Origin of the sequence: Microbacterium testaceum StLB037 (assembly GCF_008763945.1) — a bacterium.
Taxonomy (GTDB): domain Bacteria; phylum Actinomycetota; class Actinomycetes; order Actinomycetales; family Microbacteriaceae; genus Microbacterium; species Microbacterium testaceum_G.
Window position 1 is genome coordinate 1554874 of record NZ_VTQH01000001.1, and the last position, 20042, is coordinate 1574915.

19 protein-coding genes and 1 tRNA gene are annotated in these 20042 nt (G+C 71.1%); 14 read left to right on the plus strand and 6 right to left on the minus strand.

Annotated features, from left to right (window positions below; genetic code table 11):
- Positions 1–13 precede the first annotated feature (13 nt).
- The 6 genes from F9B98_RS07295 to F9B98_RS07320 are packed head-to-tail and all read left to right on the plus strand — an operon-like array spanning position 14 to position 5585.
- Positions 14–961 (plus strand): dihydrodipicolinate synthase family protein, encoded by a 948-nt coding sequence (locus F9B98_RS07295; protein ID WP_150954925.1) that lies wholly within the window; start codon positions 14–16, stop codon positions 959–961.
- The gene (locus F9B98_RS07300) at positions 961–1905 is read left to right on the plus strand and encodes an ROK family protein (protein WP_150954928.1); all 945 of its coding nucleotides are present in this window, start codon (positions 961–963) and stop codon (positions 1903–1905) included. Before F9B98_RS07295 ends, F9B98_RS07300 begins: the two co-directional genes overlap by 1 nt.
- Positions 1902–2717 carry an N-acetylmannosamine-6-phosphate 2-epimerase gene (locus F9B98_RS07305; protein WP_150954931.1) on the plus strand — a complete coding sequence of 272 codons (816 nt, stop codon included), beginning with the start codon at positions 1902–1904 and terminating at the stop codon, positions 2715–2717. The genes F9B98_RS07300 and F9B98_RS07305 overlap by 4 nt, the downstream gene beginning before the upstream one ends.
- Positions 2717–3493, plus strand: coding sequence for a glucosamine-6-phosphate deaminase (gene nagB / locus F9B98_RS07310; RefSeq protein WP_150954934.1), 777 nt, complete (start codon positions 2717–2719; stop codon positions 3491–3493). The genes F9B98_RS07305 and nagB overlap by 1 nt, the downstream gene beginning before the upstream one ends.
- On the plus strand, positions 3490–4434 hold the full coding sequence (locus tag F9B98_RS07315; RefSeq protein ID WP_150954937.1) for a DUF4862 family protein: 945 nt from the start codon (positions 3490–3492) through the stop codon (positions 4432–4434). Before nagB ends, F9B98_RS07315 begins: the two co-directional genes overlap by 4 nt.
- Positions 4431–5585 carry an N-acetylglucosamine-6-phosphate deacetylase gene (locus F9B98_RS07320; RefSeq protein WP_150954940.1) on the plus strand — a complete coding sequence of 385 codons (1155 nt, stop codon included), beginning with the start codon at positions 4431–4433 and terminating at the stop codon, positions 5583–5585. The genes F9B98_RS07315 and F9B98_RS07320 overlap by 4 nt, the downstream gene beginning before the upstream one ends.
- A gap of 32 nt (positions 5586–5617) precedes the next feature.
- Here F9B98_RS07320 and F9B98_RS07325 read toward each other — a convergent pair whose 3' ends face one another.
- Positions 5618–6331 carry a TetR/AcrR family transcriptional regulator C-terminal domain-containing protein gene (locus F9B98_RS07325; RefSeq protein WP_150954942.1) on the minus strand — a complete coding sequence of 238 codons (714 nt, stop codon included), beginning with the start codon at positions 6329–6331 and terminating at the stop codon, positions 5618–5620.
- 187 nt (positions 6332–6518) lie between these two features.
- Entirely contained in the window at positions 6519–7334 is an 816-nt protein-coding gene (aqpZ, locus tag F9B98_RS07330; RefSeq protein WP_150954945.1) for an aquaporin Z, read from the minus strand.
- A gap of 405 nt (positions 7335–7739) precedes the next feature.
- Between aqpZ and F9B98_RS07335 the strand changes: the two genes are divergently transcribed.
- Positions 7740–8150: a hypothetical protein gene (locus F9B98_RS07335; protein WP_150954948.1), complete on the plus strand. Its 411-nt coding sequence runs from the start codon at positions 7740–7742 to the stop codon at positions 8148–8150.
- A 590-nt stretch (positions 8151–8740) separates the two neighbouring features.
- Here the strand turns inward: F9B98_RS07335 and F9B98_RS07340 are convergent.
- Positions 8741–8811 (minus strand) — tRNA-Gly (locus F9B98_RS07340).
- Positions 8812–8944: 133 nt separating this feature from the next.
- Between F9B98_RS07340 and dcd the strand changes: the two genes are divergently transcribed.
- Complete coding sequence (gene dcd, locus F9B98_RS07345) at positions 8945–9550, plus strand: dCTP deaminase (protein ID WP_150954951.1); 606 nt, start codon at positions 8945–8947, stop codon at positions 9548–9550.
- Between the two features lie 58 nt (positions 9551–9608).
- On the opposite strand, the gene F9B98_RS07350 is transcribed toward dcd, so the two are convergent.
- Positions 9609–10424: a MarR family winged helix-turn-helix transcriptional regulator gene (locus F9B98_RS07350; protein WP_150954954.1), complete on the minus strand. Its 816-nt coding sequence runs from the start codon at positions 10422–10424 to the stop codon at positions 9609–9611.
- A 108-nt stretch (positions 10425–10532) separates the two neighbouring features.
- Here F9B98_RS07350 and F9B98_RS07355 point away from each other — a divergent pair, with 108 nt between their 5' ends.
- Entirely contained in the window at positions 10533–11054 is a 522-nt protein-coding gene (locus F9B98_RS07355; protein WP_150954957.1) for a MarR family winged helix-turn-helix transcriptional regulator, read from the plus strand.
- 295 nt (positions 11055–11349) lie between these two features.
- Here the strand turns inward: F9B98_RS07355 and F9B98_RS07360 are convergent, their stop codons facing one another.
- Positions 11350–12720, minus strand: coding sequence for an MFS transporter (locus tag F9B98_RS07360; RefSeq protein ID WP_150954960.1), 1371 nt, complete (start codon positions 12718–12720; stop codon positions 11350–11352).
- A gap of 127 nt (positions 12721–12847) precedes the next feature.
- Between F9B98_RS07360 and F9B98_RS07365 the strand changes: the two genes are divergently transcribed.
- The 5 genes from F9B98_RS07365 to F9B98_RS07385 all read left to right on the plus strand — a co-directional run bounded on the left by F9B98_RS07365 (position 12848) and on the right by F9B98_RS07385 (position 19279).
- Positions 12848–14599, plus strand: a complete 1752-nt coding sequence (locus F9B98_RS07365) for a DEAD/DEAH box helicase (protein WP_150954963.1) — start codon at positions 12848–12850, stop codon at positions 14597–14599.
- Between the two features lie 673 nt (positions 14600–15272).
- Positions 15273–17147, plus strand: a complete 1875-nt coding sequence (gene dnaK / locus F9B98_RS07370; protein WP_150954966.1) for a molecular chaperone DnaK — start codon at positions 15273–15275, stop codon at positions 17145–17147.
- Positions 17148–17156: 9 nt separating this feature from the next.
- Positions 17157–17756: a nucleotide exchange factor GrpE gene (locus F9B98_RS07375; protein WP_150954969.1), complete on the plus strand. Its 600-nt coding sequence runs from the start codon at positions 17157–17159 to the stop codon at positions 17754–17756.
- A gap of 11 nt (positions 17757–17767) precedes the next feature.
- Complete coding sequence (locus tag F9B98_RS07380) at positions 17768–18748, plus strand: DnaJ C-terminal domain-containing protein (RefSeq protein WP_150954972.1); 981 nt, start codon at positions 17768–17770, stop codon at positions 18746–18748.
- A gap of 93 nt (positions 18749–18841) precedes the next feature.
- On the plus strand, positions 18842–19279 hold the full coding sequence (locus tag F9B98_RS07385) for a heat shock protein transcriptional repressor HspR (protein WP_150954975.1): 438 nt from the start codon (positions 18842–18844) through the stop codon (positions 19277–19279).
- Positions 19280–19422: 143 nt separating this feature from the next.
- On the opposite strand, the gene F9B98_RS07390 is transcribed toward F9B98_RS07385, so the two are convergent.
- Complete coding sequence (locus tag F9B98_RS07390; RefSeq protein ID WP_150954979.1) at positions 19423–20016, minus strand: hypothetical protein; 594 nt, start codon at positions 20014–20016, stop codon at positions 19423–19425.
- Positions 20017–20042 lie beyond the last annotated feature (26 nt).

A 20042-nucleotide genomic window follows, 5' to 3' on the forward strand; every position in this document is an offset into this window, starting at 1 on the left:
ACACGGACCCCTCATGAACCACTCGTCCTCCACCACGCGCTTCTCGGGCGTCGTCCCTCCCGTCGCCACCCCGCTTCACGCCGACCGGTCGATCGACCACGCCTCGCTCGAGCGTCTCGTCGACCACCTGATCGTCTCGGGTGTGCGCGGCCTGTTCGCCCTCGGCTCGACCGGTGAGACCGCGTACTTCACCGACGCCCAGCGCGTCGAGATCGTGCGCACGATCGTCAGCGCCACGGCCGGTCGCGTGCCGATCATCGCCGGGGCGATCGAGCTCACCGCCCCGCGCATCACCGAGACCGCTCGCCGGCTCACCGCCGAGGGGGTCGACGCGATCGTCACCACCGCTCCGCTGTACACGCTCAACTCCCCGACCGAGATCGCCGGCCACTTCCGCGCGATCGCCGCGAAGATCGACGCACCGCTGTGGGCATACGACGTGCCCGTGCGCGTGCACACCAAGCTGCCCCTCGCCCTGTTGCTCGAGCTCGCCGCCGATGGCGTCGTGCACGGCGTGAAGGACTCCTCGGGCGATGACGTGGGCTTCCGCCGTCTCGTCGCCGCCAATACCGACGCCGGGCGTCCCCTGCAGCTGCTCACCGGTCACGAGGTGGTCGTCGACGCGATGGCCCTCGCGGGAGCCGACGGTGTCGTGCCGGGTCTCGCGAACGTCGAGGCCGAGGGCTACGTGCGCCTGTGGGATGCCGCGGAGCGCGGCGACTGGGACGCCGCTCGCGCCGAGCAGGAGCGCCTGAACCGCATCTTCGACATCGTCTTCCAGCCCCGCGGGCTGTCCGGCGACGCGACCGGCGTGGGCGCGTTCAAGGCCGCGATGGCCGCGCGCGGGCTGATCGACGATGCGTTTATGGCCGACACCGTCGAGAGCCTCGACGCCGACGCCGTGGCATCCGTCCGCGAGGTCCTCTCGCGCGCCGGAGTCCTCCCCGTCGCGGTCGCGTGATGACCGACGCCGTCGCCGCCGTCGACATCGGCGGGACCAAGACGACCGTCGCTCTCGTCGACCCCCGCGGCGAGATCGTCGACCGGGCGACGGCGTCGACCCCCGGCCGCGTGGGCGGGGCGGCGATCGTCGACCTCGTCGCGGCCCTGACCACCTCGCTCACCGATCGGTACGGCGTCTCGCTCCGCGGCGTCGGCGTCGGCACGGCCGGGGTGGTCGACACCTCGACCGGCACGATCGTCTCGGCCACCGACACCCTGCGGGGATGGATCGGGATGCCGCTGCGCTCCGCCCTGCGCGCGGCCCTCGGTGAGCACCTCGAGGCGTCGGCCCCCATCTCGGTGCAGAACGACGTCGATGCGCACGCGCTGGGCGAGTACCGCTTCGGCGCCGGTCGCGAGGCGTCGAGCCTGCTGACGGTCGCCGTGGGCACCGGGGTCGGCGGCGGAGTCGTCATCGACGGCCGCTCGTGGAACGGCGCGCACCACGTCGCGGGCGAGATCGCCCACATGCCCACCCCGGGGGCCGAGCACCTGCGCTGCCCCTGCGGACGCATGGGGCACCTCGAGGCGATCGGCGGAGGTCTGGGCCTGCTGCGGCACTACCGCTGGCTCGGGGGCGACCCCACGGTCGCCGACACCCGCGCGGTCGCGGCCCGTGCGGCCGACGATCTCACCGCAGGTCGCGCCATCGCCGATGCGGCCGCGGCCGTCGGCCGGGCTCTCGCGGGAGCGGCCACCCTGCTCGACCCCGAGGTCATCGTGGTCACCGGCGGGGTCGCCGACATCGGACCCGCGTGGTGGCACCCGATGGAGGCCGCGTTCCGCGCGAGCGTCATCGACGCTCTCGCGGGAGTTCCTGTGCGGCCCGGCGAGCTCGGGGCCGACGCGCCAATACGCGGGGCGGCCTTCGCGGCCTGGGCCGACGTGGCGGTGGCGGCATGAGCGGCGGCGCCGAAGCGCGCGGCGGCGACCCGCGCGGCGGCTTGCGCGCCGAGGGCGGCACCGCCGGCCTGCTCGAGAGCCTGCGCGACGGCCTGATCGTGTCGTGCCAGGCCTACCCCGGCGAGCCGATGCGCGACCCCCGCACCATGGCGCAGATCGCGCGCGCCGCTGTCGTCGGCGGGGCCGCGGGCGTGCGCCTGCAGGGCCTCGACGACATCCGCGCGGCGAGCGACGTCGGCGTGCCCGTCGTGGGTCTGTGGAAGGACGGCGACGACGACGTGTTCATCACCCCGACCCTCGCCCACGCGCACGCCGTCGCCGAGGCGGGGGCGCACATCGTCGCGATCGACGGCACGCGCCGCACGCGGCCCGATGGCCTCACCCTGGCCGAGACGATCGCCAAGCTGAAGGCGGCGCACGACGTGCTCGTCATGGCCGACTGCGGTTCGCTCGACGACGCGATCGCCGCCGAGGCGGCGGGAGCCGACATCCTCGGCACCACCCTCTCGGGCTATACGGGCGAGCGCCCGAAGACCGCGGGTCCCGACATCGAGCTGATAGCCGCCGTGGTGGACTCCTGCACGCGACCCGTCGTCGCCGAGGGACGCATCCACACCCCGGCCGACGCCCGCCGCGCGAAGGACGCCGGAGCCTTCGCCGTGTGCGTCGGCACCGCGATCACCCACCCCTCCACCCTGACGTCGTGGTTCGTCCAGGCGCTGGGTGTCTCCCAGCCCGACGACCCCGAGCCCGACGCCCCCGAACCCGACGCCCCCCGGCGCGAGACCCCCGCGCACGAGAAAGAGAACTGATGGAAGTCGTCATCACCACCGCCGACGAGATCGGCGACCTCATCGCCGACGAGATCGCCGCCCTCGTGGCATCCGCCCCCGAGACCATCCTCGGTGTCGCGACAGGCTCGAGCCCCCTGCGGGTCTACGAGGCGCTCGGCCGCCGGGTCGACGCGGGCGAGCTCTCGTTCGCTCGGGCGCGCGCCTTCACCCTCGACGAGTACGTCGGCCTGCCCGCGGGACACGCCGCCCGCTACGACGCCGTGATCCGCGAGGAGTTCGTCGCCCGCGTCGACATCGATCCCGCGGCTGTCCGCGGCCCCGACGGCGACGCCGACGACCTCGATGCGGCGTGCCGGCGGTACGAGGACGAGATCCGCGAGGCCGGCGGCATCGACCTGCAGATCCTCGGCATCGGAACCGACGGGCACATCGCCTTCAACGAGCCCGGGTCCTCGCTCGCATCGCGCACCCGCGTGAAGACCCTGACCGCGCAGACGCGTCTCGACAACGCGCGGTTCTTCGACGGTGACCTCGACGCCGTCCCCCGTCACTGCCTCACGCAGGGGCTCGGCACGATCCTCGAGGCGCGCCGCATCGTGCTCGTCGCGACGGGAGAGGCGAAGGCGCAGGCCGTCGCCCAGCTCGTCGAGGGCGCCGTGTCGGCGCGCTGGCCAGCCACCGTGCTGCAGCACCACCCCGACGTGACGGTGTTCGTCGACGAGGCGGCCGCATCGCAGCTCGAGCTCTCCGACTACTACCGCGACACGCGCGCCCACCGGTCGCTGGTCCAATGACCCCCGTCCTGGTCAGCGCGTACGCGGCGTCTCCGGCGTTCCGCACCTGGGACCCGCACCTCGAGGGCGAGCTGATGGCCGGGTTGTGCGCCCTGCCCGACGTCGTCGGTCTCGAGGTGCCGTGGCTCGGCGGCATCCACCCCCACGACGAGGAGTGGTTCCTGCGCGAGCTGCCGGCGATCGAGCTGGCGGTCACACCCCTGCCCTGGGTCATGGGTCGTTGTGCGGCGGCACCCGGCTACGGTCTGGCCTCCGCCGACGACGCCGGTCGGCGGGCCGCCCTCGACGACCTGCGGCGCGTCCGCGACGACGTGCATCGCCTCGCCGAGCGCAGCCGCGCGCGCGTCACCACGGTCATGCTTCACTCCGCGCCGCGCGGGGGCGGCTTGATCGATGCCCTGCGATCCTCGCTCGAGGAGCTCGCCGCGTGGGATTTCGCCGGCGCCCGGCTCGTGATCGAGCACTGCGACGCCTACACCGGGTCGCACCCCTTCGAGAAGGGGTTCTTGTCGATGGATGCAGAGATCGAGGCCATGCGCACGAGCGGCGCCCCGGTCGGGCTGTGGATGAACTGGGGGCGGTCACTCATCGAGACCCGCGACCCCGCATCGGTCACCGCGCAGATCGCGCGCGCGGCGGCGTCGGGCCTGCTGAGCGGGCTCGCCCTGTCAGGTGCAGCGGCGGTCGACGGGCCGTACGGCGCGGCCTGGGCCGACGCGCACCTCCCCTTCGCCGAAGCCGACTCCTCGTCGCGGTCGCTGCTCACCGCCTCGGCCGCGGTCGATGCCCTCGGCGCCGCGGGCGCGGTCGACCGCCTCGGTCTCAAGGTGAGCCGTCGCCCCGACGACCGCACGGCCGCCGACGTGCTCGGCACGGTCGCGGCGAACCTGGGCGCGATGCTCCGGTCCGCGGCATCCGCCCCCGCGCGGACCGCGGCATGAGCCTGCTTCTGCGCGACGCCCGCGTCATCACCGGCACCTCCGCCGAGATCGAGCGTGGCTGGGTGCTCCTCGCCCGCGGCGTCGTGTTCGAGGTGGGGGCGGGGGATCCGCCGCCCTCGGTGGTCTCGGCAGTGACCGACATCGTCGACGCCCGAGAGGTGGCCGGCCCCGGGGCTCTCGTGACCCCCGGCCTCGTCGACATCCACACCCACGGCGGGGGTGGTTCGGCGTTCGAGGATCCGGATGCCGCGACCGCCGTCGACCGCATCCTCGGGGTGCACGCGGCACACGGTGTCACGCGAGTGGTCGCCTCTCTCGTGAGCGCCGCGCCGCCCGCTCTCGAGCAGACCATCGGTGCGCTGAGCACCGCAGCCCGGCCCGGGCTCCTCGGCATCCATCTCGAAGGCCCCTGCCTCGACGTCGATCATCGTGGCGCTCACGCCCCCTGGGCACTGAGAGATCCGTCATCGCTCGACGTCGCGCGTCTGACCGCCGCCGGGAGCCTCGCCCAGATCACCATCGCGCCCGAACTCCCGGGCGCCCTCGATCTCATCCGCGCGTTCGTCGCGGCGGGGGTGCGCGTCGCGGTCGGGCACACGGGAGCCGACGCCGCGACGACCCGCGAGGCGATCGCCGCCGGGGCGACCCTGCTCACGCACGCGTTCAACGCCATGCCGCCGCTGCACCATCGCGCCCCGGGGCCGGTGGGTGTCGCCCTCGCCGACGAGGCAATGATCCTCGAGCTCATCGCCGACGGCACGCACGTCGATCCCTCGCTGATCGCCCCGCTCTTCCGTGCGGCGCCCGGCCGCATCGCCCTTGTCAGCGACGCCATGGCCGCCGCCGGGTCGCCCGACGGCGACTACCGGCTCGGTGACCTCGCGGTGACCGTCGCGGGCGGCATCGCGCGCCTGCGCGACACGGGAACGATCGCGGGGTCCACCCTCACCCTCGATCGTGCCGTGCGAACCGTCGTCGCGACCGGCGTCCCTCTTGTCCAGACCATCGAGGCGGCGACGTGCGTTCCGGCCCGGGCCATCGGGCGCTCCGACGTGGGGCGATTGCACCCCGGATGCCGCGGCGATGTCGTGCTCTGGAGCGCGGGGCTCGAGCCGGCCGTAGTCTGGCGCGACGGCATCCGCATCGCCTGACCGTCCTCTCGCATACGGATCGCCCCGAGTGACTACTGCGAGAGCTGCCGGTCCAGACGGTCCAGGAGCGACTCCAGGGACACCTCGAACTCCTCCTCCGCGTGGTCCTCGCTGAGGAGGGGGCGCAGGCGCTCGACCTGGGTCAGGTCGGCGAGCGACCGAGACCCGTCGTCCTGGGGGATGTCCGCCCCGCCCTCGTCGAGGGGTTCTTCCGCCGGCGAGGTGTCCGCGCCGCGCACGGCCGATTCCAGCAGCAGCTGCCCGAGCAGGAAGCTGCTGAAAGCCCGGTAGGCGTCCACGGCCTGCCCGTCGCTGAAGCCGTAGTCCAGCAGGGCGGACAGGAAGATCTCGACGACCTCGACACTGCGCAACGGCGGGCGCAGCCAGGGGGCGGCCGGGTGGCGCGTGGCGACGAGGGGAAAGGCGCGGGGGTGTTCGATGGCGATGCGTCGCACCTCGTGGGCGGTGACCTGGAGAAAGCGTTGCCACTGCTCGGCTCGCGCGCGTTCGAGAGCGGCCGTTAGATCGGTCATGAGCAGGTCGACGATGCCCTCGAGCAGGTCTTCGCGGCCGTTGACGTAGCGGTAGAGCGACATCGCCTCCACGTGCAGCGACTTCGCCAGGTTGCGCATCGACAGCCCGTTCAACCCGTCGCTGTCGATCTGCTCGAGTGCGGTCGTGATGACCAGGTCGCGGCTGAGTCGGGGTGTGCTCGACGGGGCCTGCTCGTCGACGCGGTCTTCCATGGATCCCTCCCGGTGGGTCGTCCCTCTATGGTGCGGGTCGACGACGCGACGAACCCTGCTGCTTGCACGCGCGCGGGGCGTGCGCTAGCCGTGCGCGGGGATCGGGCACGCGGCGAGGGTCCGGAGGGGGAGGGGCGGGGTCGCGGGCGCGCGGTGCGGCCCCGCGACCCCGTCTTTGGGGGAGGCGTCACGCGGCGACGGCTCGCCGGCCCAGCACGCGCACGATGAGCCCAGCCACGGCGGCTCCGACGAGCGGCGCGACGATGAACACCCACAGCTGCGAGACGGGGAGCGCGCCCCCGTAGACGGCCGTCGCGATCGAGCGAGCGGGGTTCACCGAGGTGTTGCTCACGGGAATGCTAATGAGGTGGATGAGGGTCAGGGTGAGCCCGATGCCGATCGGTGCGAAGGTGACGTACTCGCGCTTGGCGGTGACCGACAGGATCACGGCGATGAAGACCCCCGTCAGCACGGCCTCGATCACGAAGACGGAGGCGAGACCGTACCCGCCGGGGCTGCCCTCGCCGTAGCCGTTGGAGGCGAAGCCGGCCGACTGCGCAGCGGCGAACGCCCCGTCTTTGCCGGTGAGGACGAGGGCGATGATGCTGGTCGCCACGACGCCGCCGAGGATCTGCGAGAGCAGGTAGCCGGGCACGTGCCGGGCGTCGGTGCGCCCCGCGACGAGCAGGCCGATCGTGACGGCCGGATTGAAGTGGCCGCCCGAGATGTGACCCACGGCGGCGATGCCCGCGACCAGGGTGAGGCCGAACGCGAGGGCGACCCCCAGGAAGCCGACCCCGGCCTGGTTGTCGTCGGCGCTGGGGAAGTTCGCGGCGAAGAGAGCGGTTCCCACCCCGCCGAGGACGAGCAGGAAGGTGCCGAAGAACTCGGCGGCGTAGCGGGCGAGCGACGACCACTGGGAGGCGTGCTCGGCCTGCTGCTCGGCGGTGGAGTCAGCGACCTCGAGGGGTTCGCTCGCGGTCTTCTTCTTGTTCTTGCCCATGACGGGTCTCCTCTCGGCCGCCGACCGTGTGCCGGCATCGCGATGGAGACGTCGGGGCGTGCGAGATCGTCACGCGCCATCTGGGCCGACGTCCTCGCCGCTGACCTCAGAATGGCCGGTACGCGCAACGCGGCCCACTTCTTGACTGCCGCGCGAGCGCTGCGATATACGGCGTAAGCCTATTCTTTTCGATACACATTGCGATACGGCACGCAAGCCCTCCGCGATCGTCCGCGGATGCCGTGAGACTGGGTCTGCGAACCGTCGCGCCACGCTCCCGCGCGCGACGACCTCACCCGAGGAGGACACGATGGCCGGCAGTTGGTTCTCCGCCCTCGGCGCGGCATCCGACGACCTCGTTCGCGCCGCCGGTGACCTGTGCACGGCTGCGCCGAGGCGGACCTCGTGACCGCTGTCGCCGCCGGCCCGGAGGTCGGCTTCCCGCCTCGCCGCACCCGCGCTCTGCTCGAGTCGTGGGTCGCCGACTTCGAGGCAGCGACGCATCTGGACGGGGCGCGGATTCACGTCGCGCCCCAGGAGGATGTCGGCGACCTCGATACGGGGCTCGTGATCATGCGGCCGTGCGACTCCGAGCTGTCGGTGTACATGCAGCCGCGCGGGTTCGACGACCCGCTGTGGGAGCTGACGATCCCGGGTCGCGACTTCGACGTCACGATGACGCCTCTCGAACTCGGGGGACTCGCGGCGGTCGTGCTGGACGCTTCGCGCCTGTGCACGTACCTGCAGTACCGATCGCTGGAGTGGGACCGGGAGTCCGGTCGGCGACGGCGTGTGTCGGCGCCGGGAGGATCCTGACCCTCTGCATCCGGCGGATCGTCCGCACCGGCGAACAGCCGTCTCCACAGTTGTGGATAACTCTGTGGAAAGCGTGTGTGGAAACCCGTACGGCCTGTGTAAAGACGTGTGGATAAGGGCCGTGTTCGTTAACGTGTTCGAAACTACACGCGCGTAATTCCGGGGCAGGCGTCGCGTGTGCTCAGTCCTGACCCTGTGGAAAAGCCCGCGTGGATTCACCCGAGGCTTCGATTCTTGGCAACACGAAAGCCCTCCCGAACGGCCAACGGCCGCCCGTGAGGGCTGTGAGGGGCTGACGGGAATCGTCCCCACCGCCCCTCCACGCGCTGCTTCGCAGCGCGCGGAGCCTCCGGCGGCGTGGGTTCACCCAGGGCGTCGATTCACGGAAACACGAAAGCCCTCCCGAACGGCCTACTGCCGCCCGTGAGGGCATTGAGGGGCTGACGGGAATCGTCCCCACCGCCCCTCCACGCGCCGCTTCACGTCGCGCGGAGCCTCCGGCGGCGTGGGCCCACCCGCCGCGGGGTCGGTTCCTACGGCACCCGCGCAAAAGGCCCGTTCCATCGCCGAGGCGATGAACCGGACCTTTGAGGGGCTGACGGGAATCGAACCCGCGCTATCTGCTTGGGAAGCAGATGTTCTGCCATTGAACTACAGCCCCGTGCGCCTTGCGGCAGCCCGGCCAGCATAACAGCGTCTGCGCGGCATCCCTCGATGATCGCGCGATCCGCGTCGGGGTTCGGTGCCGTCGAAACCGACGCGCGCGCCACCGGCCCCGCCCCTAGGCTGGGGCCGTGCTGCTCTCCGATCGCGACATCCGGGCCGAACTCGACGCGAAGCGGCTCGGCCTCGAGCCCTTCGACCCGGCCATGGTCCAGCCCTCGAGCGTCGACGTGCGTCTCGACCGGTACTTCCGGCTATTTGACAACCACAAGTACCCCTTCATCGACCCCGCCGAAGACCAGCCCGAGCTCACCCGTCTCATCGAGGTCGAGCCCGACGAGCCGTTCATCCTCCACCCGGGGGAGTTCGCCCTCGGCTCGACGTTCGAGCGGGTCAGCCTGCCCGACGACGTCGCCGCGCGCCTCGAGGGCAAGTCCTCGCTCGGACGCCTGGGGCTGCTCACCCACTCGACGGCGGGCTTCATCGACCCGGGCTTCTCGGGTCACGTCACCCTCGAGCTGTCGAACGTCGCGACGCTGCCCATCAAGCTGTGGCCCGGCATGAAGATCGGACAGGTCTGCTACTTCCGGCTCACCTCGCCCGCCGAGAACCCATACGGCTCCGGCCCCTACGGCAACCGTTATCAGGGTCAGCGCGGCCCGACGGCCTCGCGCTCGGCGCTGAACTTCCACCGCACCGACGTCGGCTCCAACGACGCGGGTTCGGCCGGACGCTGACGAAACGACGACGCGGCGGGCTCCCGAGGGAGGTCCCGCCGCGTCGTCTTTTCGATGATCACTCGGATGCCGAGGACTCGCGCCCTCGCGTGAACCCGGCGTCGAAACCGCGCTCGTAGGCGCGTTCCGCCGCGCGGTGTCCGCGGCCGTGACCGCGCTCGTGCCGGTGGCCGTGATCGCCGTGACCGTGGTCGCCGTGACCCCGCTCGCCGTGACCGTGGTCGCCGTGACCCCGCTCGCCGTGGCGGGAACCGTCGGTGGCGCCGTCGCCGTCGGCACGGTGTCCGTCGGTGTGGCCGCCGTGGCGCGGTCCGAAGCCGTGGTGGGCGTTGCCGCCGTCACCGCGTCGGTGTTCGCGCTCGCCGCCGCCGAAGCGGGGGCCACCGCGCATGCCGGGGCCGAAGCCGCGACCGGAGCCGGGGCCGAACGGGCCGGGACCGAAGCCGAAGCCGCGGGGTCCGCGCGGCCCGACCGGATCGGCGTCCTCGTCGAGGCCGAGGGCCTCGGTGATGGCGTCGAGGGCGGACGTCAGCCGCTCGATCTGCTCGGGCGGAACGTCGGCGAGAAGCGCCTGGCGCTCGGCATCCACTCGATCGAGGATCTGTCGGCCCTCGTCGGTGAGTGTCCAGCCGTCGCCGGCGGGGGCGATCCATCCCCGGTCGGCGAGGGCGCTGACGCGCTTACCGCCGCGGGCGATGCGGTCGCTGATCCACGGGGCGTCGAGGCGTCCGTCGATCACGGAGAGGACCATCACGGTCTTCGGGTGCAGGTCGCTGTCGCGCAGCTGCGCGAACAGTCGGTGGTGCAGCGCGTGGCCGACGGTCGTCAGGCGATGCGCGAGGCTGCGGGGGTCTGAGGGTTCAGGGGTGTTCATGGGGGTGTCCTTTCGTCGGCGGTCTCTCCGCCAATGCATGTCATGTGACAACGAATGTACTATGACATGCATTCCCGATGCTTGTCAAGCGACATGTAAAATCTCGGCATGGCCACCGACCCCGCCGACGAGATCGCCGCCGCCCTCGGGCGTCTGCGCGGACGCCGCCCGCGGCCGCCGTTCCCGGCCGAGGCTCACCATCACCCGCACGGCGATCACGGGGGAGGCCACGGGGGTCCGTGGGGCCGGGGTGCTCCGCCGTGGGTGGCCGATCCCTCGCACGGACGCTTCGGCGGCCCCGCGCGGTTGCGCATGCTCGACGCGCTCGTGGCGGCATCCGGCTCGCTCTCGGTCAGCGAGATCGCGGAGGCGGTCGGCGTCGACCAGCCCCGCGCCTCGCGTCTGGTGCAGCAGGCCGCGCAGATGGGTCTGGTCGCACGCGAGCCCGACCCCGACGACGCTCGCCGCACGCGCGTGCGCCTCACCCCCGAGGGCGAGGGGCTCGTGACGGGCTTCCGGGGGCGCAGAAGGGATGCCGTGCGCTCCGCGCTCGAGACCTTCACCGACGCCGAGCGGGTGGAGTTCGCGCGCCTGTTGTCGAAGTTCGCCGACTCCTGGCCCCGCGACTGACGCCGCCCGCTCCGCCGAGGGACGCCGCCCGCTCCGCCGAGGGACGCCGCCCGCTCCGCCGAGGGGCGCCGCCCGCTCCGCCGAGGGGCGCCGCCCGCCCGCGGCATCCCGAGTCCGCGGCATCCCGCGTCCCGCTCCCCGAGACCACACGATCCGCACGAGATCACCGGATCGGGGGCGGCTCTAGAGCGTGATCTGGGGCCGATCGTGTGATCTGGGCGGCGCTCCGCCTTCGCCTCGGCCCTGACCTCCGCCCGCACCCCGCCCGGACCTCGCCCGAGCGGCACCTGGCCTCTCAGGCGATGACGGCGGGCTTCGCCTTCACCGGGATCAACAGCAGCAGGCCCGCTCCCAGGATCAGGACGATGCCCACGATGCCGAGGCGCGTGTCACCCGTGAGGCCGACGAACAGCGCGAAGAGGCCCGGAGCCAGGAACGACACGGCGCGACCGGTCGTCGCGTAGAGGCCGAAGATCTCGCCCTCGCGGCCCTCGGGAGCCACGCGCGCGAGGAAGGACCGGCTGGCCGACTGCACCGGGCCGACGAAGGCGCACAGCCCGAGGCCGGTGATCCAGAACGCGGTCTGCGACGTGCCGATGAACAACACCGCCCCGCCGAGCACGATGAGGCCGATGAGCGAGACGACGATCACGCGCTTGGGGCCGAACCGGTCGTCGAGGCGTCCCGAGAGCATGGTGCTGATCCCGGCCACGACATTGGCGGCGACCGCGAAGTACAGCACCTCGGTCGAGGTGAAACCGAACACCTGGGCGGCGATGATCGCGCCGAAGGTGAAGACCCCGGTGAGGCCGTCGCGGAAGACGGCGCTCGCGATGAGGAACATGAGAACCTGTCGGCTGTCGCGCCACAGCGATCGCAGCGTGCCCCAGAGCACGACGTACGAGCCGAAGAAGCCGACGCGCACGCGGCGCTGCTGCGCGGGGATCTCGGGTACCCGCACGAGCACCGGGATCGCGAAGACGGCGTACCAGAGCGCGGATGCCAGCACCGCGAGACGGATGTTCCAGCCGCCGTCTTTGGTCACGGCCAGGAGCCCGCCGGCATCCGGATTCCCGAAGCTCTGGATGAACAGCACGAGCAGCAGCAGAAGCAGCACGATGCCGCCGACGTAGCCCATTCCCCAGCCGAAGCCCGAGACCCGGCCGATGTTCTCGCGCGTGGAGACCTGCGTGAGCATCGCGTAGTAGTTGACGCTCGCGAACTCGAAGAACACGTTGCCGACGGCGATCAGGGTCGCGCCGAGGACGAGGAACGACGGCGTCCCCTCCACGAAGACCATCGCGGCCATCGCCAGCACGACGACCCCGGTGTTGATGCCGAGCCAGAGCTTGCGGCGGCCGGTGCCGTCGGAGCGCTGGCCGAGCACCGGGGCGACGAGGGCGACCACGATCCCGGCGATCATCAGCGCGACGCCGACCAGCGAGGCGTTGTCGGCGAGGGCGCGCACGAGGGCCGGGTCCTTGTCGTTCCCGTTCGCGGCGGCGACGATCGCCGGGTCCACGAAGAGCTGGCTCGCCAGGTAGGTGCTGAACACGAACGTCGTGACGACGGCGTTGAACGCCGCGGAGCCCCAGTCCCACAGGGCCCACGCCAGCACGGGTCGGCGTGCGGGGGCGGGGGTGCGAGCGGCGCCGGGGGGAGGCATGGGGGTCACGGTAGGGCCCTTCGGTGAACACCCGGGGAGGTCGGGCGAGGTCACGCCGTCTTCGGCGTGCGGGTTCAGGTTAGACCCCGGCCCGCGGCCGAGCGCGGAGGAGACTACCGTTAGAGGTATGGCATCCGAAACCCCCGTCGACTCCGCTGAGGCCGAGACCACTCCCGAAAAGCTCACCTTCGCCGACTTGGGACTGGATGCCGCTGTGCTCAAGGCCCTGAAGGACGTGGGCTACGAGACCCCGTCGGCCATTCAAGCCGCGACCATCCCCGTCCTGCTGCAGGGCCGCGACGTCGTCGGCCTCGCCCAGACCGGAACCGGCAAGACCGCGGCCTTCGCGCTGCCGGTGCTGTCGCAGATGGAGACCGGCTCGAAGAACCCGCAGGCCCTCGTGCTCGCCCCCACCCGCGAGCTCGCTCTGCAGGTGTGCGAGGCGTTCGAGAAGTACGCCGCGCACATCAAGGGCGTCTCGGTGCTGCCCGTCTACGGCGGTCAGGGCTACGGCCAGCAGCTGTCGGCCCTGCGTCGCGGCGTCGACGTGATCGTCGGCACGCCCGGTCGCATCATGGACCACCTCGACAAGGGCACGCTCGACCTCAGCGAGCTGAAGTTCCTCGTGCTCGACGAGGCTGACGAGATGCTCAAGATGGGCTTCGCCGAAGACGTCGAGACGATCCTCGCCGACACCCCCTCGACCAAGCAGGTCGCCCTCTTCTCGGCGACCATGCCGGCGCAGATCCGCCGCATCTCGGCCCAGTACCTCAACGACCCCGAAGAGATCACGGTCAAGACCAAGACCACGACCTCGGCGAACATCACGCAGCGCTACCTCGTGGTGTCGTACCAGCAGAAGATCGATGCGCTCACCCGCATCCTCGAGGTCGAGAACTTCGAGGGCATGATCGTCTTCACTCGCACCAAGAACGAGACCGAGACGGTCGCCGAGAAGCTGCGCGCCCGCGGGTACACCGCCGCCGCGATCAACGGCGACATCGCCCAGGTGCAGCGCGAGCGCACGGTCAACCAGCTGAAGTCCGGCAAGCTCGACATCCTCGTCGCCACCGACGTCGCCGCGCGCGGCCTCGACGTCGAGCGCATCAGCCATGTCGTCAACTACGACCTGCCCATCGACACCGAGTCGTACGTGCACCGCATCGGGCGCACTGGTCGCGCCGGTCGCACCGGAGACGCCATCAGCTTCGTCACCCCGCGCGAACGTCGCATGCTCACCGCGATCGAGAAGGCCACCCGTCAGCCGCTGACCGAGATGTCGCTGCCGAGTGTCGACGACGTCAACGCCACACGCCTCACCCGTTTCGACGACGCGATCACCACCGCCCTCGAGGACACCGCGGCGATCGCGACCTTCCGCGACGTCGTCGCCCACTACGTCGCGCACCACGATGTTCCGGAGGCCGACGTCGCCGCAGCGCTCGCCGTGGTCGCTCAGGGTGACACCCCGCTGCTGCTCGAGGAGGAGACCCTCGCCCCGCAGCGTTTCGATCGTGATCGCGACCGCGACCGCGACCGTCCCGCCCGGGATGGTGGAGGCCGCGGCGACCGCCGCAACAGCGGCGGACGCTTCGCGACGTACCGCATCGCCGTCGGGCGTCGTCAGCGGGTCGAGCCCCGTCAGATCGTCGGTGCCCTCGCCAACGAGGGGGGCCTCCGCCGCAACGACTTCGGCGCGATCCAGATCCGCCAGGACTTCTCGCTCGTCGAGCTGCCCGCCGACCTCTCGCGCGACACGATCGATCGCCTCGCCGACACCCGCATCTCGGGTCAGCTGATCGACCTGCGTCTCGACCAGGGTGGCCGTTCGGCCAAGCGCAGCGACCGTCCGCAGCGTCGCGAGCGCGACCGCGACTGAGGCCCGATCCCGGCCGTCGCGCCGGGTTCACAGCCTCCGTTCGTAGCCCCCGCCGACCTTCGAGGTCGCGGGGGCGTCGTGCGTGTGCCGGGGGAGTGGCTCGCCGGGCGTGCGGCGGCCCCGCGGCGCCCTGGCTGGGACGTGGGAAGTGGCCCCGGGGCGGGGAACGTGGCCCCGGGCCGGTAGGAGCCGCCCCGGGGTATCGGAGCCGGTCGTTGGATTTCTGGGGCGTGATCCGCGGCCCCGGGGTGTGTGGACCTGTCGCTGGGATTTGTGGGGCGTGACTCGTGGCCCCGGGGTGGGGACCGTGACCCCGGGGCCACGGGGGACGGTGAGCCCGTACCGTTCGGGGCGGATCCCGTCGTTCGGGGCGCGAGAATGCCGCCCCGAACGACGGATTCCGCCCCGAACCGAGGGATCCGACCGGCGGCGCGCCCGCGGCGCCTCGTGCGACCGCGACCGGTGGCATCCGGATGCCGATGCTCTGCGACCCGCATCGCGTCACGATCGCTTGCGCCCGCGGCATCCGGAAGTTGAGCCAATTCATATCAAGTCACCTTGACCTCGTGAACGGGCTCCGATAACCTTGAGTCACCGCGGCTCAACCCGCGCAGAGACTTTCACCAGAACCCCGAGTGCGGCAACGGCCGCGCTCACAAGCAAGGAGACACATATGCCCCGTGCAGTGGGAATCGACCTCGGTACGACCAACTCCGTCGTGAGCGTGCTCGAGGGTGGCGAGCCCAAGGTCATCGCCAACGCCGAGGGTTTCCGCACGACCCCCTCGGTCGTCGCCTACACGAAGGACGGCGAGGTGCTCGTCGGCGAGACCGCCAAGCGCCAGGCCGTCACGAACGTCGACCGCACCATCTCGAGCGTCAAGCGCCACATGGGCACCACCTGGAGCTTCGACGTCGACGGCAAGAAGTGGACGCCGCAGGAGATCTCGGCCCGCATTCTCCAGAAGCTCAAGCGCGACGCGGAGGAGTACCTGGGCGACAGCGTGACCGACGCGGTCATCACGGTGCCCGCGTACTTCAACGACGCCGAGCGTCAGGCCACGAAGGAGGCCGGCGAGATCGCGGGCCTCAACGTTCTGCGCATCATCAACGAGCCCACCGCCGCGGCCCTGGCCTACGGCCTCGACAAGGGCAAGGAAGACGAGCTCATCCTCGTCTTCGACCTCGGTGGCGGAACCTTCGACGTCTCGCTGCTCGAGGTGGGCAAGGACGACGACTTCTCCACCATCCAGGTGCGCGCCACCTCCGGTGACAACCGCCTCGGTGGTGACGACTGGGACCAGCGCGTCGTCGACTACCTCATCAAGCAGTTCAAGGACACCACCGGTGTGGACGTCTCGGGCGACAAGATCGCGTTGCAGCGTCTGAAGGAAGCGGCCGAGCAGGCAAAGAAGGAGCTGTCGAGCTCGACCTCGACCAGCATCAACCTGCCCTACCTGTCGCTCACCGACTCGGGCCCCGTCTCGCTCAGCGAGACTCTCACGCGCGCCAAGTTCGAGGACCTCACCAAGGACCTCCTCGACCGCACCCGCAAGCCCTTCTCCGACGTCATCCGCGAGGCCGGCGTCAAGGTCGACGACATCGCCCACGTGGTGCTCGTCGGCGGCTCGACCCGCATGCCCGCGGTCGCCGAGCTCGTCAAGAAGGAGACGGGTAAGGATGCCAACAAGGGCGTGAACCCCGACGAGGTCGTGGCCGTGGGCGCAGCCCTGCAGGCCGGTGTCCTCAAGGGCGAGCGCAAGGACGTCCTGCTCATCGACGTCACCCCCCTGAGCCTCGGTATCGAGACCAAGGGCGGCATCATGACCAAGCTCATCGAGCGCAACACGGCCATTCCGACCAAGCGCAGCGAGACCTTCACCACCGCCGACGACAACCAGCCGTCGGTCGCGATCCAGGTCTTCCAGGGCGAGCGCGAGTTCACCCGCGACAACAAGCCGCTCGGCACCTTCGAGCTCACCGGCATCGCCCCGGCTCCTCGCGGCATCCCGCAGGTGGAGGTCACCTTCGACATCGACGCGAACGGCATCGTGCACGTCTCGGCGAAGGACAAGGGCACCGGCAAGGAGCAGTCGATGACCATCACGGGCGGCTCGTCGCTGCCCAAGGAGGACATCGAGCGCATGGTGCGCGAGGCCGAGGAGAACGCGGCGGAAGACAAGAAGCGCCGCGAGTCCGCCGAGACCCGCAACCAGGCCGAGACCCTGTCGTACTCGATCGAGAAGCTGATCAAGGAGAACGACGACAAGCTCCCCGCCGAGGTCAAGACCGAGGTGCAGGGCGATGTCGACGCGCTCAAGACGGCTCTCGCCGGCGACGACGACGACGCGGTCAAGACCGCGTTCGACAAGCTGAACGCCAGCCAGGGCAAGCTCGGCGAGGCCATCTACGCCTCCTCGCAGGCCGCCGGTGAGCCCGCCGACCCCAACGTGGGTCAGCCCGGCAACGGCGAGACGCCGAACCCCGAGGAAGACGTCATCGACGCCGAGGTCGTCGACGACGAGCCGACCGACGAGAACAAGAAGTAAGCAGAGAACATGGCACACAAGGACGACGAACAGCCCACGGGCTCGGGCGCCGGTCCTGACGAGACGGGGCCGGAGGAGAACACCTCCGGCCCCGCGCCGTCGGGTGACCAGCCGGATGCCGACGAGTTCACCATCGACGACATCCTCGGCGCCGAGCAGACTCCCGAGGCTGCAGCAGAAGACGCCGGTTCCGACCGCGAGGCCTCGCTGCTGATCGACCTCAAGCGCCTCCAGGCCGAGTACGCCAACTACCGTCGGCGCACCGAGGAGCAGCGCGAGCGCGAAATCGAGCGGGCCAAGGGCGAGGCCGTGAAGGGTCTGCTACCCGTCATGGACGACCTCGACCGCGCCGCCAAGCACGGCGACCTCGTCGAGGGCAGCCCCCTCGCCGCGATCGGCGACAAGGTGCGCGCCGTGGCCGAGCGCCTCGGGGTGGTCTCGTACGGCGCCGTGGGCGACGTCTTCGACCCGCAGCAGCACGAGGCGATCTTCCAGGCTCCGACTCCGGGCGTGACCGAGACGACGATCCTTGAGGTCGTCGAGGTCGGCTACCGCCTCGGTTCGGTCGAACTGCGACCGGCCAAGGTCGTCGTCGCCGTGCCGGCCTAAGAGGAGGACGCATGGCGAGTCAGGACTGGTTCGACAAGGACTTCTACAAGGTCCTCGGTGTCGACAAGGGCGTCAGCGCTGCCGATCTGAAGAAGACGTACCGCAAGCTCGCGCGCCAGTACCACCCCGACTCGAACCCGGGAGACGCGAAGGCCGAGGCGAAGTTCAAGGAGATCAGCGAGGCCTACTCGGTGCTCAACGATCCCGAGCAGCGCGAGGAGTACGACCAGATCCGGGCCATGGGCTCGGGGGCGCGCTTCTCGGCTCCCGGGGCCGGGGGCGGCGGGGGCTTCGACGACGTCTTCAGCCGATTCGGTCAAGGGCGCGGACAGCCCCAGGGCGGCTTCGACGACTTCTTCACGATGTTCGACCAGCAGGGCGGCGGCTTCGGCTCCGGCCGGTTCGGTCAGACGACGGGAGGGTTCCGCGGCTTCGGCGGTCCGCAGAAGGGCGCCGACGTCACCGCGCGCACGACGCTCGACTTCATCACCGCGGTCAAGGGCGAGACCATCACCCTCGCGGGGGAGGACAACGTCCCCTTCAAGGTGAAGATCCCCGCCGGAGTCTCCGACGGGCAGAAGATCCGCCTGCGAGGTCGAGGACGCAAGTCCCCTGACGGTGGCGAGAGCGGCGACATCGTCGTGACGGTCGCGGTGCGCCCGCACCCGGTGTTCACGAGAGACGGGCTCAACCTCCGCCTCACGGTGCCGGTCACCTTCACCGAGGCGGCTCTCGGTGCGACCATCGAGGTCCCGACGCTGGGCGGCGACCCCGTCCGCCTGCGCGTCGCTCCCGGCACCCCGTCCGGCCGCGTTCTGCGCGTCAAGGGCCGGGGGATCTCGACCACGAAGGGCGCCGGCGACCTGCTCGCCGAGGTCCAGGTCGCCGTCCCCGCGCACCTGGACGACGCCGCGCGCGAAGCCCTCGAGCGCTTCCACGCGCTCGAACCGAAAGAGAACCCCCGCGCCGACCTGATGTCCAAGGCGCGATAAATACACGCGCGTCGCCGAGGTTCTCGGCATCCGATACGACAGGATGCCGAGAACCCGGGCGCCGCACCCGGCACGACGAGAAGAGGTGAAGACGTGTCCGAGAGAGAGATCGACGAAGACGCCCCGATCTTCGCCATCGCCGCCGCCGCCGAGCTGTCGAACATGCACCCGCAGACGCTGCGGCAGTACGACCGGCTCGGCCTCGTCGTGCCCGCGCGCACGCAGGGCGGTTCACGGCGCTACTCGAGCCGCCACGTGCAGCAGCTGCGCGAGGTCGCTCGCCTGTCGGGTGAGGGCATGAGCCTGCCGGCGATCGCCCGCCTGCTCGCACTCGAGGAACGGGTGCACGAGCTCGCACGCCGCGTGAACGACCTCGAGCGGCAGCTCACCGTCGAGCGGCAGTCCCGGCCCGGAGCCCGGGTCTTCGCGGCAGGCGCCACCGGTTCGGTCGTGACGCTGCGCCACGGGGCTCGCGTGCGCCGCGCCACCGACATCGTGCTGTGGCGGCCGCGCGACATCCACGACGACTGATCTGCTCGCCTCGTCGCGAGTCCTCAGCCGACGTCGACGGTCCCGCCGGGTTATGAAAACAGGGCGCGCGACGCAAACAGGGCGATGACGCCGCGAATGCGCTGTTCTCGACCCGCCTCCTGTCCTCGTGACGGCGCGGCGCGTCAGGCCGGGTCGAGCCGCAGCACCGTCGGCGATTCGCCGAGCTTCAGGTCGTCGACCACTCGGATCGTGCGGGCCACCTCGTCGACCGCGGAAATAACCGTGCCGAACCGTTCGCGGTCGGAGCAGACCGCCGTGACGGTGACGAAGTGCGAGCCCGTGTCCCACGTGTAGGTCGCGAAGGGCGGGGTCTTCGCGTCGCTCGGCAGGGGCATCGCGAGCTTCTCCCCGACCCCCAGGTAGGGGTTCCGGAACGACTCGGTGTCGTCGTACTCCATCGGCATCATCGCCCGCGCGGTGCGCAGCTGCGGCGTGGCCTCCTGGAGCTGAGCCATGACGACGAGCAGCTCGGGGTCGCTCTTCCAGACCCAGACGAGCACGCGCCCGGCCGCGCGGCGCATGAGCAGCGGAGCGGCCTGGCTGAGGATCCACGCGAACGCGCCGCCCCCGGGTCTCGGGGCGGCGCCCGCCGCCTGATTGGCCTGGCTCAGCAGCATGCCGATCGCGGCCTTGCGGTGGCGGCGGCCACGGAGTCCGAGGGAACCCGTCACGGGCACCCAGCGGTCGGCGGGGGCGTCGGCCTGCAGTCGGGACATGCGATCAGCCTACGATCCGGCCCTCA

Coding starts and splice junctions, on each gene's coding strand:
- F9B98_RS07360 (WP_150954960.1), bottom strand. CDS start 12,720: ATGCCTCCCCCCGGCGCCGCTCGCACCCCCGCCCCCGCACGCCGACCC.
- F9B98_RS07295 (WP_150954925.1), top strand. CDS start 14: ATGAACCACTCGTCCTCCACCACGCGCTTCTCGGGCGTCGTCCCTCCC.
- F9B98_RS07365 (WP_150954963.1), top strand. CDS start 12,848: ATGGCATCCGAAACCCCCGTCGACTCCGCTGAGGCCGAGACCACTCCC.
- F9B98_RS07380 (WP_150954972.1), top strand. CDS start 17,768: ATGGCGAGTCAGGACTGGTTCGACAAGGACTTCTACAAGGTCCTCGGT.
- F9B98_RS07350 (WP_150954954.1), bottom strand. CDS start 10,424: ATGAACACCCCTGAACCCTCAGACCCCCGCAGCCTCGCGCATCGCCTG.
- F9B98_RS07390 (WP_150954979.1), bottom strand. CDS start 20,016: ATGTCCCGACTGCAGGCCGACGCCCCCGCCGACCGCTGGGTGCCCGTG.
- dnaK (WP_150954966.1), top strand. CDS start 15,273: ATGCCCCGTGCAGTGGGAATCGACCTCGGTACGACCAACTCCGTCGTG.
- F9B98_RS07320 (WP_150954940.1), top strand. CDS start 4,431: ATGAGCCTGCTTCTGCGCGACGCCCGCGTCATCACCGGCACCTCCGCC.
- F9B98_RS07325 (WP_150954942.1), bottom strand. CDS start 6,331: ATGGAAGACCGCGTCGACGAGCAGGCCCCGTCGAGCACACCCCGACTC.
- nagB (WP_150954934.1), top strand. CDS start 2,717: ATGGAAGTCGTCATCACCACCGCCGACGAGATCGGCGACCTCATCGCC.
- F9B98_RS07315 (WP_150954937.1), top strand. CDS start 3,490: ATGACCCCCGTCCTGGTCAGCGCGTACGCGGCGTCTCCGGCGTTCCGC.
- F9B98_RS07375 (WP_150954969.1), top strand. CDS start 17,157: ATGGCACACAAGGACGACGAACAGCCCACGGGCTCGGGCGCCGGTCCT.
- F9B98_RS07355 (WP_150954957.1), top strand. CDS start 10,533: ATGGCCACCGACCCCGCCGACGAGATCGCCGCCGCCCTCGGGCGTCTG.
- aqpZ (WP_150954945.1), bottom strand. CDS start 7,334: ATGGGCAAGAACAAGAAGAAGACCGCGAGCGAACCCCTCGAGGTCGCT.
- F9B98_RS07300 (WP_150954928.1), top strand. CDS start 961: ATGACCGACGCCGTCGCCGCCGTCGACATCGGCGGGACCAAGACGACC.
- F9B98_RS07305 (WP_150954931.1), top strand. CDS start 1,902: ATGAGCGGCGGCGCCGAAGCGCGCGGCGGCGACCCGCGCGGCGGCTTG.